Source organism: Bradyrhizobium sp. Arg237L (assembly GCF_029990105.1).
GTDB lineage: Bacteria > Pseudomonadota > Alphaproteobacteria > Rhizobiales > Xanthobacteraceae > Bradyrhizobium.
Genome location: NZ_JAQMIL010000008.1, coordinates 104,596 through 120,108, shown reverse-complemented (window position 1 = coordinate 120,108; position 15,513 = coordinate 104,596). Strand labels below are relative to the sequence as shown.

General features: G+C 61.3%; 16 protein-coding genes. 10 read left to right on the top strand and 6 right to left on the bottom strand.

Annotation, left to right across the window (positions count from 1 at the left end; genetic code table 11):
• The first annotated feature begins 7 nt into the window (after positions 1 to 7).
• From OZ411_RS07135 to OZ411_RS07125, 3 genes are read left to right on the top strand one after another with little or no spacing between them, the layout of a single operon-like run.
• Positions 8 to 751, top strand: coding sequence for an ABC transporter permease (locus OZ411_RS07135; protein ID WP_130578155.1), 744 nt, complete (start codon positions 8 to 10; stop codon positions 749 to 751).
• The gene (locus tag OZ411_RS07130; RefSeq protein ID WP_282527354.1) at positions 748 to 1,575 is read left to right on the top strand and encodes an ABC transporter ATP-binding protein; all 828 of its coding nucleotides are present in this window, start codon (positions 748 to 750) and stop codon (positions 1,573 to 1,575) included. The genes OZ411_RS07135 and OZ411_RS07130 overlap by 4 nt, the downstream gene beginning before the upstream one ends.
• A 26-nt stretch (positions 1,576 to 1,601) precedes the next feature.
• Complete coding sequence (locus OZ411_RS07125; RefSeq protein ID WP_282527353.1) at positions 1,602 to 2,597, top strand: ABC transporter substrate-binding protein; 996 nt, start codon at positions 1,602 to 1,604, stop codon at positions 2,595 to 2,597.
• A 61-nt stretch (positions 2,598 to 2,658) separates the two neighbouring features.
• On the opposite strand, the gene OZ411_RS07120 is transcribed toward OZ411_RS07125, so the two are convergent.
• From OZ411_RS07120 to OZ411_RS07105, 4 genes are all read right to left on the bottom strand, one after another.
• Positions 2,659 to 3,195 (bottom strand): ParB N-terminal domain-containing protein, encoded by a 537-nt coding sequence (locus OZ411_RS07120; protein ID WP_282527352.1) that lies wholly within the window; start codon positions 3,193 to 3,195, stop codon positions 2,659 to 2,661.
• A 209-nt stretch (positions 3,196 to 3,404) separates the two neighbouring features.
• Positions 3,405 to 3,851, bottom strand: a complete 447-nt coding sequence (locus tag OZ411_RS07115) for a hypothetical protein (RefSeq protein ID WP_282527351.1) — start codon at positions 3,849 to 3,851, stop codon at positions 3,405 to 3,407.
• A 192-nt stretch (positions 3,852 to 4,043) separates the two neighbouring features.
• On the bottom strand, positions 4,044 to 4,460 hold the full coding sequence (gene tnpB, locus OZ411_RS07110) for an IS66 family insertion sequence element accessory protein TnpB (RefSeq protein WP_282527350.1): 417 nt from the start codon (positions 4,458 to 4,460) through the stop codon (positions 4,044 to 4,046).
• Positions 4,461 to 4,589: 129 nt separating this feature from the next.
• The gene (locus OZ411_RS07105; RefSeq protein ID WP_282527349.1) at positions 4,590 to 4,784 is read right to left on the bottom strand and encodes a transposase; all 195 of its coding nucleotides are present in this window, start codon (positions 4,782 to 4,784) and stop codon (positions 4,590 to 4,592) included.
• 101 nt (positions 4,785 to 4,885) lie between these two features.
• Between OZ411_RS07105 and OZ411_RS07100 the strand changes: the two genes are divergently transcribed.
• Positions 4,886 to 5,740, top strand: a complete 855-nt coding sequence (locus tag OZ411_RS07100) for an enoyl-CoA hydratase/isomerase family protein (protein ID WP_282527398.1) — start codon at positions 4,886 to 4,888, stop codon at positions 5,738 to 5,740.
• Positions 5,741 to 6,486: 746 nt separating this feature from the next.
• On the opposite strand, the gene OZ411_RS07095 is transcribed toward OZ411_RS07100, so the two are convergent.
• Both OZ411_RS07095 and OZ411_RS07090 read right to left on the bottom strand, forming a co-directional pair.
• Positions 6,487 to 8,094, bottom strand: a complete 1,608-nt coding sequence (locus OZ411_RS07095) for a rhodanese-like domain-containing protein (RefSeq protein WP_282527348.1) — start codon at positions 8,092 to 8,094, stop codon at positions 6,487 to 6,489.
• Positions 8,095 to 8,112: 18 nt separating this feature from the next.
• On the bottom strand, positions 8,113 to 8,700 hold the full coding sequence (locus tag OZ411_RS07090; protein WP_282527347.1) for a cysteine dioxygenase family protein: 588 nt from the start codon (positions 8,698 to 8,700) through the stop codon (positions 8,113 to 8,115).
• Between the two features lie 574 nt (positions 8,701 to 9,274).
• Here OZ411_RS07090 and OZ411_RS07085 point away from each other — a divergent pair.
• From OZ411_RS07085 to OZ411_RS07060, 6 genes are read left to right on the top strand one after another with little or no spacing between them, the layout of a single operon-like run.
• Positions 9,275 to 10,819 (top strand): ABC transporter substrate-binding protein, encoded by a 1,545-nt coding sequence (locus tag OZ411_RS07085; protein ID WP_282527346.1) that lies wholly within the window; start codon positions 9,275 to 9,277, stop codon positions 10,817 to 10,819.
• Between the two features lie 59 nt (positions 10,820 to 10,878).
• The gene (locus OZ411_RS07080; RefSeq protein WP_130578135.1) at positions 10,879 to 11,865 is read left to right on the top strand and encodes an ABC transporter permease; all 987 of its coding nucleotides are present in this window, start codon (positions 10,879 to 10,881) and stop codon (positions 11,863 to 11,865) included.
• Complete coding sequence (locus OZ411_RS07075) at positions 11,865 to 12,752, top strand: ABC transporter permease (protein WP_282527345.1); 888 nt, start codon at positions 11,865 to 11,867, stop codon at positions 12,750 to 12,752. The genes OZ411_RS07080 and OZ411_RS07075 overlap by 1 nt, the downstream gene beginning before the upstream one ends.
• Before the next feature lie 17 nt (positions 12,753 to 12,769).
• Positions 12,770 to 13,804: an ABC transporter ATP-binding protein gene (locus OZ411_RS07070; RefSeq protein ID WP_130578161.1), complete on the top strand. Its 1,035-nt coding sequence runs from the start codon at positions 12,770 to 12,772 to the stop codon at positions 13,802 to 13,804.
• The gene (locus OZ411_RS07065) at positions 13,785 to 14,723 is read left to right on the top strand and encodes an ABC transporter ATP-binding protein (RefSeq protein ID WP_282527344.1); all 939 of its coding nucleotides are present in this window, start codon (positions 13,785 to 13,787) and stop codon (positions 14,721 to 14,723) included. Before OZ411_RS07070 ends, OZ411_RS07065 begins: the two co-directional genes overlap by 20 nt.
• A gap of 54 nt (positions 14,724 to 14,777) precedes the next feature.
• Complete coding sequence (locus tag OZ411_RS07060; RefSeq protein ID WP_282527343.1) at positions 14,778 to 15,503, top strand: aspartate/glutamate racemase family protein; 726 nt, start codon at positions 14,778 to 14,780, stop codon at positions 15,501 to 15,503.
• Positions 15,504 to 15,513 lie beyond the last annotated feature (10 nt).

Sequence of the window (15,513 nt, the reverse complement as noted above, 5' to 3'; positions counted from 1 at the left end):
ACGCTTGTTGTTGGGGTCCATCCCGTGGATCGGCGCAGTCGTGCTTTGGTACGCAGTGCGCTGGAGCGGATTGGTCAACGAAGCGCTGATACCCTCACCGCACCAGGTTGCGGCCAAGTTCGTTGATCTCCTGCTGCACGACAATCTGCTGCTCGACATTTGGTCGTCGACGCGGCGTGTCTTTCTGGGGGTGATTCTCGGCATCATGGTCGCGGTCCCCGTCGGCTTCCTGCTCGGCTGGTATCGGCCGGCGCGCATCCTCGCCGACCCAATGATCAATTTTTTTCGCGCCCTGCCGCCGATCGCCCTGATCCCGCTCGTGATCGTCTATTTCGGTGTCGACGAGCCGGCGAAGCTCGTCATTCTGTTCTACGCCGCGTTCTTCTCGGGAGTTATCGTGATGTATGAAGGCGTCTCGCAGATCACGCCTCTCTATATCCGCGTCGCGAAGACGCTGGGCGCCGGCGAGATCGAGATATTTCGCAAAGTCATCATCCCCTTGACGGTGCCACATATCCTCACCGCGTTGCGGGTCGCGCTGGGCGTGGCGTGGGCAACGCTGGTTGCATCAGAGCTTGTCGCCGCGCAGCGTGGACTTGGTGCCATGATCCAGAACGCGTCCACCTATTTCCTGCTCGACGTGATCTATGTCGGAATTATCTGCATCGGCTGCATCGCCCTGATCATGGATCTGATCCTGCGCCGGATCAGCGCCAGATTGCTAGTGTGGCAGGAGCGAGCGATCGCATGAACGGCATCGTGAAGTCCGCCAAGCGCGCACAGTTCGACCACGTCTCGCTCGCCTTCGATACGCCGAAAGGCAGGCTCTCGGTCGTCGATGACGTCACCTACGACATTCATGAAGGCGACTTCATTGCGGTGATCGGACCTTCCGGTTGCGGCAAAACCACCATGATGAGCATGCTGGCCGGCTTTCAGAAGCCGACCACAGGCCGGGTGCTGTTCGAAGGCGAGCCGGTCCGGGGCCCCGGCCCGGAACGCGGCGTGATTTTTCAGGAGTACGGCGTCTTCCCCTGGCTCACCGTCAAACAGAACATCGCCTTTGGTCTGCAGCTCAAGGCCAATCGTGTTCCGGTCGCGGAACGCGACGCCATCTGCGACCACTATATCGATCTCATGGGTCTTGGGGATTTTGCGAATTCCTACCCCAAGCATCTCTCTGGCGGCATGCGACAGCGGCTGGCTATTGCCCGCGCCTATGCGGTGAAGCCGCAATTTCTCCTGATGGACGAGCCGTTCGGGGCTCTCGACGCGCAGACCCGCGCCAACATGCAGAACCTGCTGCTCAAGGTGCTCGCGACCGAGGGCAAGACCGTCGTGCTCATCACCCACTCCGTCGAAGAGGCGATTTTCCTCGCCTCTCGGATAGTCGTGGTGACGGCGCGTCCCGCGCGGATCAAGAAGATCATCGACGTGCCCTTTGCCTATCCGCGCGACGAAACGATTCAGGAAAGGCCGGAGTTCGGCGAGCTGAGGAGTTACATCAGAGAGCTCGTGATGAGCGAATACCGGGCACAGCAGGCGCAAATGCGACCGGTTTCATTTTCGGAATAGATAACAAGATGGCGGGAGGGAAACACATGGATCGACGGCAATTCCTGACGGCGGCAGCCGGCATCGGGCTCGGCAGCTTTGCGGCGCGTGCTCCCGCGATCGCGCAGGCAAAAACCAAGATTCGGGTGGGCTATCTGCACACCGTTGCCGTTGACGGACAGATATGGACCGGCATGGATCGCGGCACCTTCGATAAGCAGGGGCTCGATCTTGAATTGCGCCAGTTCAACACCGGCCTCGAGATCTTTCAGGCGCTGATCGGCGGCAGTCTTGACCTGCTGGCAACCGGCGCCGTGCTGTCGAACTTCCCGGCGCGCGGGCAAGGCAAGGTATTCCTGATCAACGATATCGAGGTGGCTACCGCTCAACTTTGGGTGCGTTCCGACCAGGGCATCAAATCCTTCGCAGACTTGAAGGGAAAACGCATCGCGACGGCAACCGGCACGACCGCGCATGTGTTTCTCGACAAGGCGCTCCGCGCCAACAATGTCGACCCGAAAGAGATAGAACTCATGAACCAGACGATGCCCGCGGCGGTAACGGCGTTCATCTCCGGCGCCGTACCAGCCGTAGCGCTCTGGGTTCCGTTCAATGTGACCGTGCGCGACAAGGTTCCGGGCGCGGTGAAATTGGCGGACGCCTCAGCTTACTATCCGCAGGCTGCCATCATCGGCGGCTGGGCCGCCCGCAACGACTACTACGAACCCAACAAGGAAACGCTTGCCAAGCTCATCAAGGGATGGGCTGAAGCCAACGACCACATCATCGCGAACAGCAAGGAAGCGATGGAAGCACTGCAGAAGAACCACTATAGCCAGACGCCACTCGCCGATATCAACGAATCGTTCAAGGCGCAGAAGATGTTCACGTCGCACGATTGGAAGCGGCTATACTCCGACAACACGATTACAAACTGGCTGCAGCAGTCCACCGATTTCTTCATGGCGAACGCTGGCATCAAGGATTTCACCCCAGCCAACAAATATTTCGACCCGAGCCTCTATCTCAAGACGATTGCCTAGATGGCCATTAGGTTATTGGCTCAAGCCCGCTCGAGGCCGGTGGTCGCGGCGGAGCGGACGATCAATAACGACCGCCATTGCGCTTTTGTTGCGTGAGCCATTCCGACAACGTTCTTGGTGTTGATCCTGAAGTCCTGCGATCTGATTGGCTTCGCGATGCCTTGGGAACGTTCCGGATACCCTTCTCCGAAGGTTTTCGCAAAAGCTCCGCCGATTGCGTCTCCATGACGGCCTCTGAAGCAGCGGCTGATCGCGCGGCAGCCTCCTTTTCGAGGCGCAATCTTTTCAATCGCGCCATCTTGTCGCGCTCTGCTTCTGCTTCAGCGCTGTCTGACAAAAGCGTCTTTTGATGCACGATCTCAGCCGAGACCAAGACCCCGATGATAGTTCTTTCGCCAAGAGCCTTGCAGGCTTCGAACCGATGCAGTCCCTCGACCAGAACGAACCGGCCTTCGTCGGGCCGAACGAGAATGGGGGCTTGTTGTCCGATTTCTAAAATACTTTCCGCGATTTCTTGAACGAGCTCAGGCTTGACAGCCTTCTTCCTCTTCACGGGAACATAAATCTTGTCGATTGGGAAGCTTTCCGGCTTGGGCATAGCTTCTACTCCTAGTGACTGAGCTCGATTTCCGAAGCACCTGGCGGTGGTGGCTGGATTTTAGGGATGAAGCGCTCTACCGCCAAGGCAATTTCCTCGCGTCTCTCACGCGACACTGGTCAGACGACCGAGCCTTTTTGAGTCCAGTTTCCTATCGGCTGAGGAATCAAAACTGGTAATGCTACGATCGAGAAGGCCCTGCTTCCCGTTTAACTAGCCGATCGCATCCTTACGCAATGCGGAATAATTGTTGCAGCCGTCAGTAGAGTCATGGAACCGGACGACCGGGGGTCGAAGAGGCGAAAGAAAACGGATCGCACCATGGATGCGGACATAATGACGCGAGCAGGCAAGGCTAGGCGCGAGACCTCGGCACCATCGTCATCACTACGGTGTTTCCTGACGCGCAAGGAGGCGGCTGCCGAGTTGCGGATATCGCGCTTGCGAAACTCGACCGCGTGGTCGCACGCGGCGATCTCAGAGCCAAGAAACACGGCCACTCGGTGGTGGTGATGAGAAGCGAGATCGCGCGCTACATCGAGCAATAGCCCGACGCGAAACCGCGCGCCGAACGGGTACGCGGTGATTGAGGTTTCAGGCGACTTAAACAGCGAGGTCGAGCGCTTTTCGCGTTTTTGAGGTTCGATTTTCGTCAACGCAATCGATCTGCTCAACGCAATCGATCTTCGGATATTTCGAACATATAAGCCATTGATTTTACTGATCTTTTTAGGATTGGCGGGGGCGAGAGGGATCGAACCTCCGAATGGCGGAATCAAAATCCGCTTGATTATTCAACGATTTCAAAGCGCATTTGGAAAAATGCCCCAAAAAGCCCTCTAACGATTTCAATAGCTTGGCGGACGTTTCCAAATAAAGCAGCCAGCGCCCCGAGGATCAGTCCCAATCGTGGCGGGTTGTCGACGATCCGATAGCTGAAGCAATCCAACCACCCGCGATACTTGAGGTTCTCGTCTTAGAGCCCAACGACCTCGCTCAGCAGATAGAGGTCGTGGCCCACTGCCGCGGTTCGTCAGCGTGCTTAAAGGTCTCACTTCCGAGTGAGAACGGGACGACACCTGGCCATCATGCCAGATCACCTTCAGCAGATTGCCGCGACAACCACGGAAGCAAAACAGGTGGCCGCTGAGCGGGTCGCGATGCAATATCTCCTGAACCTGCAGGGTCAACGACGGAAAACCCTTCCGCATGTCGGTATAGCCAGTCGCGAGCCATACCCGCACGCACGCCGGCAGCGGTATCATCGCGGCGGTCCATCCACCAATGCCAACACTGCTGCCTTCAGCGTCGCCGCGTCAACCGCGCCTGCGATCTGCATCCGAGCCCGGCTGCGAACTCGATCTCGATCGCACCGCAGACCCCGGTGGGCGCCGTCAACGGCTGCCGGTTCGGCGTAACCGAGACCGCCACAAAGCGGACTTCATCATCCTGCCGCGACGGCGGCTCAGGCTCGCAGGCGAGGACCCCGAGCGCGCCTGCCGCCGCCAAGCTGTAAGCAGATTAGGGTGAAGATCATGTCGGCGCGCAACCCCAACAACGCTTGCCGCGGGCGCCCAACTCTCCTCCACGATCCGATGCTTCTCGGCAGTGGTCCACCGTCGCCGCTCCGGACGGAACCATAACTGTTGTGACGTTCACTCATTTGCTGGCAGATTAATCAGCAAATAAAATCGATCGCAGGTGGACCACGCGTCCGCAACTCGTCAGCTACGAGCTCAGCGAGGCCAGCGCCAATATTACACTCAATCGCCCTCGGGTTGGCAAGGCGCTGAGCGCCGCCATGGTCGATATGCTGGATGCGGCCATTGAGAGGGGATTGCGGGAGGGCGCACGGATCATCGTCTTCCGCGGCGCCGGCAAGCACATGTGCACAGGCTTCGATCTCGCTGACATCGAGAGCAGCACGGATGGCGACCTTTTGCTCCGCTTCGTCAGGATCGAGCAGTTGCTGCAGAAAATCTATCGGTGCCCCCTCGTCACCGTAGCGATCGGCTCGGGCCGGGTCTACGGCGCAGGGGCCGATCTCTTTACGTCCTGCGATCGTCGCATCAGTCTCCCCGGCACCAGCTTCGCGTTTCCGGGCTCGGGGTTCGGGCTGATCCTTGGCGCGAGGCGGCTTGCCACGCGCATCGGCAACGATACAGCGCGGCGGATATTGATCGCGGGTCGTGTCATCCCGGCAAGCGAAGCGGCAAGGCTAGGGTTGGTCACCGATTTGTCCGAAGAAGCGGACCTAGCCAGCCGCGTGGCAAGGCTGGCAACGAAGGCGGTACGGCTGCCCGCCCGTACGGTGGCTGCACTTCACTCGGTGACGACCTCGCGAGACGACGATGCCGACCTCGCGGCCCTCGTTAATTCTGCGAGCTATCCGGGGCTGAAAGACCGCATCACCGCCTACCGCCAGGCTATAGTACAACAGCGCGCGCGTAGCACCGATACACCAGTTGTCGACCTCGTAGAATTGCCCCGGTTGAGCGCGGCGGCCGCTTTCGTGGACACTGGCAAGTGCAGGCCGGGTCATTAATCTATTTTTCCGAGCAAGGCGTCTGAGGATCGTCTAACAGCTCCTCGAATGCCCGCGCCGCGGGCCTTGATGTCCGATCAGCATTGCGTTCGGCCTCGGTGCGACTATCAGCCGTGCGCGCATCAAGAACGGCGCGGATGGCCGCGCTCTCGGCAAGTGTGGTGATTGATTGCTCGCGGCTCCGCGATGTGCGCCCGTCAACCAAGCGCGTCGGAAGGCCTTGCCACACGCGGCCGTGCTCGCCGGTCCCTTAAGGTCGCGCGTATGCAGCTTAGGCTCATCAAGCACCGTTTCGATCGCCGCAACGATGGCCTGCGTCGGTGATCAGTACATGATCGTCGGCCTTCAGCCGTTGCGAGCATCACTGTTGCGATCGCAGCCTGTCCGGTAGGATAAAGGGCGGCACGATACCCCCCTCGAGCTCCACCGACGCATCCTCGAGCGCGTGCGTGCTGTCTGTCCCCTGCGCTCCGTAGGACACAGGACGCTCATGCTCACGCCGCGCTCGCGTGTCACGCCAATTTTCAACATAATCAAAAACAAAGGTGCCGCCCCGGGTAACCGGCGTGTTGACCCAGCCGCGGTCAGAACGTCCGGCGCGCAGAAGCCGCGTTGCTGGACGAAGAGGCCGCATCACCGCCTCCGTGCCGCGTACGAGGCAACTGGCGGCAAGCCAAACGTTTGAACCGGCGAGCCCGCTGTCTTTCTTTCGTGCTCAGGGAGCCCATAAACACCGAGCCAGGATTTCATATGCGAAAAGCCTCGCGTTCCTCTGAATCGATCTGAGACAGGAGGTTTGTCTCCCAAGCCAGATACCGGCGCGCTGCCTCCTTGTTACCCTGATGCCGATCATGCACGAAGAACAGGAAATCGATGCAGTTCGAATCGGCCGGGAGAACCGGCGTTGCTTCCACCGCAAGACCGGCGGCTGCCCACGCTTTCGAATCAGCGACATGCAGGAGCGGATCGTGCACGCCGCGCTCGGCAAGATCCAGGGCCGCAAGCCGCGCCGTCTCGGCCGTATCGGCTATGAGCACCACGCGCATGCCGGATGGCAGCGCCAGGCTCGCAAGCAGTGGGCGGATCGTCCATACAGCCCCCTTCAGGTGCCCCTTCCGATAGGCCGAGCTCGAACGCAGATCGAGCAACAGAATCCCGTCCATGCCGGCGAGCGCGTCGGCTGAAACCGTGCGGAGCAGCGGCAGCGGCAACGGCAGCGGCCTTTCGTGAAGAGGAGACAGGTGCGCTGCCGCGCCTTCGACGAGTACCTGCGCATCCCAGCCCATCTGTCGCAAGCGGGCCGCGATCACCGGCGCACGCACGCCTTCACTGTCGAACACCACCAAGCGGGCACCACATGTCCCGATGAATTGATCGGTCGCCTGGATGAGCTGGCCGCCCGGAGTGCTTTGGGCCCGTGGCAGACTGCCGGCGGCGAACTCTTCCGGCGTGCGCACGTCGCAAAGATAGGTCGTGCGCCCTGAATCCATCAGCCAGGTGTCCACCGTGTCGGCATGCACAAACGGCACCTGCCATCGCGCGGCAAAGTCGAGAGCGCGTCGGCGCAGCTCCGGCAGCCGTTCGTCGGCAGGCGGCGCCGGATAGAACCGGTCGGCACCATGATCCAGCGGCAGATCTTCCAGGAACCAGCCCTGGGTGCCGTTCTCGAGTGCGAACACCGGATTTGGGAGACCCAGATCGATCAGGGTCTGCGCGCCGATGATGCTGCGCGTGCGTCCGGCACAGTTGACGACAATGGTGGTCGAGGGATTTGGCGCAAGCAGATCGGCTCGCAGCGCCAGCTCGCCATTGGGGCAGCACACCGCCGTCGGGATGCTCATCTTGCGGTATTCGTCGACCGGGCGACCGTCGAGCACCACCAAGTCATCGCCACGCACGAGCCGATCGGACAGCTCGCGCGCGCTGATGCGCGGTGTATGAAATGACAGCTCGGCCTGTTCGCCGAAGGTCTTGCTGCGCACGTTCACGCCGGCGAACAACTGAAACCCGGCCTCGCGCCATGCAGGCGCGCCGCCCTCGAGAATGAACACGTGCTCGTAGCCGAGGGCGGTCAGGCGGACGGCAGCTCGCTCGGCCAACCCGGGCGCGACGCCCTCCGCTCCGTCGTCATAGATGACGATGCGAGTGCCGATCCGCGGCACCAGGCGCTGGATGTCGCTTTCAAGCCGACTGTAGGGTAGGGACACACAAAGAAAGATATGTGCTTCACCATACTGGCCATGCTCGCGCACATCGAGCAGGGCGATCTCGGCGCCATCATGGAGCCAGCGCTTGAGTTCGCGCGCGCCAATACGCGCCGGCGCCGCAGCGGCGGCAGTCGATGCTTCGTTCATCTGTTCGAGATTCCAGTGTCAGCGTCGGGTCTGAACGCCGATCGCCATGGGCTTCGCCGTCTTGGCCTCAAGATCAAAGGTGGAGCGTTCAGTCAGCGTCTCAAGCGCTCGACCATACATGTGCAGATGACGAATGGGCTTGTCGCCACGGATCTCCACCGAATGGATGTCGTCAGGCATCAACGCTATCCCCGTACCCGGTCCCACGACAACGAGATCGGACAATTCGAGCTCCGCGTGTCCGGGCTTCGTCCCATCGTCGAGGCGACGGTACACGAAATTGTGCTCCTCTCCTTCGATCCCTGCGACGCAGGCCCAGGTCGTGTGGTTGTGTGGCGGAATGCGCCGTCCGGGCAACATCACGTTCAGATAGAGGGCGAAACTGCGATCGGGATCTTCCTGGATCAGGTAGCGCGCCTGGCGTGTCTCGACGTCGGGCAGCGGATATGCGTCTGGCGACCAGAGTTCGGCGCGAGCTGCAAGCCCGCGGAGTTCGATGAGGACCTCGTTGAGCACAGCGCGCTCCAAGGGAGCCTTTGCAGTAGCAATTCTAATGCGTTCGATCGTCGAACGAACCGTGTCGCGACGGGTCTCATTCACACCCATGGGGTCTCCTCGACGGCAAATGACAGCGAGAGCGGTATCTGTCTGCAGGACTACGCCACGGGGAACCGTCCAACAATTTAATTCTGCCATGCCCCAACATCAGAATTCCTAATGTATTCTGGCCGCATTTTCTTGCGCCAGAGAAACACACGAAATATCAAAGCTACAGCAGTACGTTCAAGCGGACCTCATGCAATCGATTAGATTTCCTTACCGGTTGGCATCGAACTTTTAAATTGTGCCCGCTTCGTGGACAGGCTCAATTAGAAGGCACGCAGGTTTTCCGAGCGTTTCAATGTCGAGCGTTGGGCGGACAGAGGCAGATGAGGATCGGCGCATCATCACGGCCATCCATAAGCAATTCTGTAGCAACCTCCCGGCGCGCGTCGGGGCGCGAACGGGGCCAACCAGCTGGACCGCGCGCAAGACGCAGTCCGCTAAAATCGAGACAAAGCTGTCGAGATAACTGAGGGGAACGATGACGATTGAACGTATCGGGCAACGCCAAAACGGCTGCGGACCCGCACGAGGCAGCTTGCCGGAGAGCAGGAGGACCACCCGATGGATCAAAAGCGTGCTGGCATCGACCGTGCTCTGCGCTGGCGCATGGCTTATGCCCGCCCACGCCGAGACGGCCACCATGGTGCTCGCCACCGAACCGCCGACCCTCGTCTCCCTCACGAACGTCGCCACAACCGCCCTCGCCGTGAGCGGCAAGGTCACCGAAGGCCTGCTTGAATACAACGAAGATCTCAGCCCGGAGCCACTCCTCGCCACCTCGTGGAACATCAGCCCGGACGGCAAAGAATACAGCTTCAAGCTGCGGGAAGGCGTGCGCTGGCACGACGGCAAGCCTTTCACCGCCGAAGATGCCGCCTTCTCGATCAACCTCCTGAAGAAGGTGCATCCACGCGGGCGCTCCACCTTTGCCAATGTGACATCAGTGGAAGTCCCTGATCCACAGACCCTGGTGATCAAGCTGTCGCAACCTGCGCCCTATCTGATCAAAGCGTTTGCCTCGACCGAGACACCCATCGTCCCGAAGCATCTCTATGAGGGCACGGACGCCGCGTCCAACCCCAACGGCAACACGCCGATCGGCACGGGCCCGTTCAAGTTCAAGGAATGGCAGCGCGGCAACTATATCGTCTACGAGCGCAACCCAGACTACTGGGGTAAACCCGATCCGAAGATCGACCGACTGGTGGTCAAGTTCATTCCCGATGCGGCCGCCCGCTCGATTGCGTTCGAATCCGGCAGCGTGGACTTCGGCTATCGCACCCCCGTGGCGCTATCCGATCTCGACCGCCTGAAAAGCCTCCCGAACCTGAAATTCGAGACCAAAGGCGCAAGCTATTCGTACAACGTGACACGTCTCGAATTCAACCTCGACAACCAGTACTTCAGGGACAAGCGGGTTCGGGAAGCGGTGGCCCACGCCATCGATCGCAAGGTCATCGTGAACACGATCCACTATGGATATGCCACCATCACCTACTCGCCCATCGCCCCGGGACTGAAGGAATTTCACGACCCGACGCCGAGCCCTTACGCCTACGACCTGAAAGCCGCCGCGAAGCTGCTCGACGAGGCGGGACTGAAGCCGACCGATGGCAAGACGCGGTTCCGTCTCACGCTCGACTTCAATCCTATCACCACCGAGGGGCGGCGCCTCGCCGAATATATCCGCGCCTCACTCGCCAGGATCGGCATTGCAGTCGACCTGCGCGCACAGGACATCTCCGCCTTCGTAAAGCGCATCTACACGGATCGCGATTTCGACTTCGCAGTGAACGGCGCGAGCAATCTCTTCGATCCCACTGTTGGTGTGCAGCGACTCTATTGGTCGAAGAGTTTCGTCAAGGGCGTGCCCTTCTCCAATGCAACCCACTATTCGAATCCGGAAGTGGACCGGCTGCTGGAGCAGGCCGCGGTAGAGAACGACCCCAAGACCCGTGTCGGACTGTTCAAGAAGATCCAGGACATCGTGGCGGAAGACATTCCCGACCTCAACCTGGTCTCGCCCACGTTCCTCACCCTGCACAACGCGAAGATCCACGATCTCGCGACGACCGCTGACGGCGCCGAAGGCAACCTTGCGCACCTTTATGTCAAATGAGTCACGCCCCCCGGCGTCGGCTCGCCGGAACCGTCCATTGAACCTGTGAGGCCCGCTCGATGCGCCTTCTTTCCCGTGCAGGCAAGAGCCTGAGTCGTACCGCCATCCAGGCGTTGCCGGTAGTGCTCGGCATCGTGGTCTTGAACTTCCTTCTGCTGCAACTTGTACCCGGCGACGCGGCCGACGTGATCGCCGGTGAATCCGGCTCCGCCACGGCCGAGACGATGGCAGCCCTCCGAAAGCAGTTCGGACTCGATCAGCCGGTGCTGATACAGCTTGCCAACTATCTCGATCACCTCGCCCATCTCAGTCTCGGCTTCTCTCCGCGCTACAACACCCCCGTGGGCGATCTGATCATGTCGCGCCTGCCCTTCACGCTGCTACTGATGCTGAGCGCCTTCGTACTCTCGCTTGTAGTCGGCATCGCCTTTGGCGCGTTCATGGCCGCCTTCGCGCGGCGCTGGCCGGATCGCGCTTTGTCGCTGTTCGTGCTGATACTCTATTCGGCACCGGGCTTCTGGGTGGGCCTGATGATCATCGTGCTGTTCTCGGTGAAGCTCGGCTGGCTGCCGAGCGGAGGCGCGATGACCGTCGGCGCCGACCTGACCGGTCTTGCCCGAATGGGCGACCTTCTCACCCATCTGGTGCTTCCCAGCATCTCCCTCGCCTGCTTCTTCACCGCGGTGTACGCGCGGCTGACCCGCTCCGCCATGCTTGAAGTGGAGCGGCAGGACTTCGTACGCGCCGCTGAGGCCAAGGGCCTCGGCCCCTTCGCCATTCAGATGCGTCACGTGCTGCGCAACGCACTGATCCCGGTCACTACGGTTGCCGGCCTCCACCTCGGCAATCTGCTGGGCGGAGCCATCGTCGTGGAGACGGTGTTCGGCTGGCCGGGCATGGGACGGCTCGCGCTCGACGCTGTGATGGCGCGCGACTTCAACGTCCTGCTCGGCGTTCTCCTTCTGTCATCCTTCGTAGTCATCGTTGCCAACGTGCTTATCGACCTGCTGCACGCATGGCTTGACCCGCGCATCGAGTCCGTTTGATGTCGACCAATATGACGAGCCTCCCCGTCACCCTTCTTGCCGTTCCGGCAGCGAAGAACGGTCGACTTTCCGCCTTCCTCAGGCAACCGACCTTTGTCGCCGGTCTTCTCATTCTTGGCGTCGTGATGACGCTAGCTTGCGTGGCCGACCTGCTTTATCCGGGCGATCCGCAGGACCTGGTGGGTCCTCCCCTTTTGTGGCCGTTCCAGAAGACGGAGTTCCCGCTCGGCACGGATTCTCTCGGTCGAGATATAGCCGCCGGCCTCGTACATGGCGCGCGGGTCTCACTGATCATCGGCTTCTCGGCGGCCTCGATCGGCCTGCTCATCGGCACGCTGGTGGGCGCCGTGGGCGGCTATTTCGGCGGCTTAGCGGACAACGTACTGGTGCGCGTCACCGAGTTGTTCCAGACGGTACCAGCCTTTCTCCTGGTCGTCGTCATCGTCGCCATCGGAGAACCCTCGCTCAAGGTCATCGCACTGGCCATTGGGATCGCGTCCTGGCCGACCATCGCGCGCCTGGTACGCGCGCAGTTCCGTTCCCTGCGCGAGCAGGATTTCGTCATGGCGGCACGCAGCCTCGGTTACTCCGACACGCGCATCATCTTCGTCGAGATCCTACCTAACGCCTTGCCGCCGGTCGTGGTCACCGCTTCCGTGATGGTCGCCGGCGCAATCCTCACCGAGACCGGGCTTTCGTTCCTCAACATGGGTGACCCGAATGTTGTCTCGTGGGGCTCCATGATCGGAGACGGGCGAGAGATGTTGCGGACGGCGTGGTTTCTCACCGCCCTTCCAGGCACCGCCACGGCGCTCACGGTGCTCGCCCTCAACCTCATCGGCGACGGCCTCAACGAGATCTTCAATCCGAGGATGCGAGAACGATGACCGCGCCGAATTCCGCCATGCCGCCGTCCACCAGGACTCCCGGATCGATCCTCCGATCGCAAGGGCCGCTTCTGGACGTGCGCAACCTCTCGGTGGCGTTCCCTGGCCACCTTGCGGTACGCGATATCTCCTTTCACATCGACCACGGTGAGACCCTCGCCCTCGTGGGTGAATCCGGCTGCGGCAAGTCGGCCACCTCCTTCGCGCTGATGCGCCTGCTGCCTCGCGGCACCGCCGTCGCCGGAGAGGTCAACTTCAACGGCATCGACCTGTTCAGGACCGATGCCCGCGCGCTCCGGAACATCCGAGGCAAACGCATCGGCCTCATTCTTCAGGAGCCCATGACCTCGCTCAATCCGGTGCGGACCATCGGCGACCAGATCGCCGAAGGGCTTGTACGGCACGAGAAGCTCACCTGGACACAGGCGCGGACCCGCACAGCGGAGCTGCTGGACCTCGTACGGATTCCCGACGCCGCCAGGCGCTATGACGACTATCCCCACAACATGTCGGGCGGCATGCGCCAAAGGGTGATGATTGCGATGGCAGTGTCGTGCAATCCGCAGCTCGTCATCGCCGACGAGCCCACGACCGCCCTTGACGTCACCCTGCAGTCGGAAGTTCTCGAACTACTCGACAGCTTGCGCAGGCAGCTTCAGATGGCGCTGCTCCTGATTACCCACGATCTCGGCGTGGTGGCGCAATGGGCCGATCGAGTAGCTGTGATGTATGCCGGCCGCATTGTGGAGCAGGCCGCGGCGCACGACCTGTTCGAACGGCCAGTCCATCCCTATTCTCAGGGCCTCATGCGGGCAACGTTGAGGCTCGATGACGGAACCCACTACAGCAACGCGAGGTTGAGCGAGATTCCTGGAAGCGTCGCCTCTGCTGCAGGCGAGCAAGGTTGCGCCTTCGCGCCGCGCTGCTCGCAGGCGACTGAGGCTTGCTATCATGCACCTCCTGCACTTGTACCGTTCCGTGACCGGCTCGTGGCCTGCCGTGTTGCCGTCGAACCTTCCGAGGAGCCCTTCCGTGCAGTTGTTGGACGTTGAGAACCTTCAGACCAGCTACCATTCGCACGGGCGCATCCTCAGAGCGGTGGATGACGTCAGTTTCACCGTAGGAAAGGGCGAGACGGTCGGCCTGGTCGGAGAATCCGGCTGTGGCAAGTCGACGCTCGGCAAGACGATTCTTCGCCTTATTCCGAGCTCGGCCGGACAGATCCGCTTTTCGGGTGCCGACATCGCGCCACTATCCGGCAAGGCGCTCATTCCCTATCGCCGACGGATGCAGATGATCTTCCAGGATCCATTCGGCTCCCTCAACCCTCGCCAGACGGTGCGGACCCTGCTGGATACCGCGCTGAAGGTGCACCGTCTCGGAGACGTGACCGAACGCACCAGGCGGATCAACGAGACGATCGACCGGGTCGGCCTGCCCCGCACCGCGCTGTCCCGCTATCCGCACGAATTCTCCGGCGGCCAGCGCCAGCGCATCGGCATCGCGCGCGCCCTGATCCTGGAGCCGGAACTCATTGTCTGCGACGAGCCAGTCTCGGCCCTCGACGTCTCGATCCAGGCGCAGATCCTGAACCTGTTGGTCGACCTCAAGCGCGACCTCGGTCTGTCCTACCTGTTCATCTCCCACGACATGTCGGTGGTGCGCTATTTCACCGACAGAGTGCTGGTGATGTATCTCGGTCGCATCGTGGAGAGCGGGAGCTATGAGACGCTGTGGTCAAACCCGCGCCATCCCTATACCCGCGCGATGATCGACGCGGTGCCGTCTTACGATGCGCAGAAGAAGCGAACGGCGGTAGTACTCAAGGGTGATTTGCCGAGCGCCTCGCAGGTGCCCTGCGGTTGCCGCTTCCGCCTACGCTGCCGTTTCGCGCAGGAGCGCTGCTCGGATGAAGAGCCGGCATTGCGTCGGATGCCGAGCGGGCAGAGCGTCGCCTGTCATTTCGCGTGAGAAAGATCGCCCGGGAGCTATTGCTGCTGGCCCCATCGCACATGAGGTTTTTCCGTGAACCATGATATCCGCCGCATCGGCGTCCTCGCCCCACCCGCCAATGTGGCGGTGGAACGGGAGTGGCCACGTTACCTGCCCGATGGGGTGGTCATGAACCACAATCGTCTCTCGCGCACTTCCACGGCGGTCGCGAAGGACGAGCTTCTCGCCATGAACGCCTCCGTCGAGCGGGCGGCGCGCGACCTCGCGTTTGCCCAGCCGGAGGTCATCGTCTACGCCTGCACCTCCGGCTCGTTTCTCAACGGACCGGACGAGGCAGAAGCACTGTCCCGCCGCATCGAGGCGCTGACGGGTATTCCTGCCGTCACAACCTCTCAGGCGGTAATCGCGGCACTGCACGCGTTGCGGGCGAAGCGAGTCTTCATGATCACTCCCTACGCCGACGCGGTGAATGCGGTGGAGGCGTCCTTTCTTGCGCATTTTGGCGTCACCGTCGCAGGCGTGGACGCCTTCCGCTGTGCCCAATCCTCCGAAATCCGGGCCCTGACCTCCGAGCAGGTGGCCGAACTCGCACGCGCGCATCATGGTGAGATTGCCAGCTGCGACTCCCTTTTCATCAGCTGCACCAACCTGCTCACGATGAACGAGATCGACGAGCTTGAAGCGGCGTTGGGCGTGCCGGTGGTCTCCTCCAACCAGGCGAGCCTGTGGGCTGCCTTGTCGCAGATGAAAATCGCTGCACCTTCCGCGCCGGGACGGCTGTTCCGGCAGGCTGCGTGAGGATACGTCG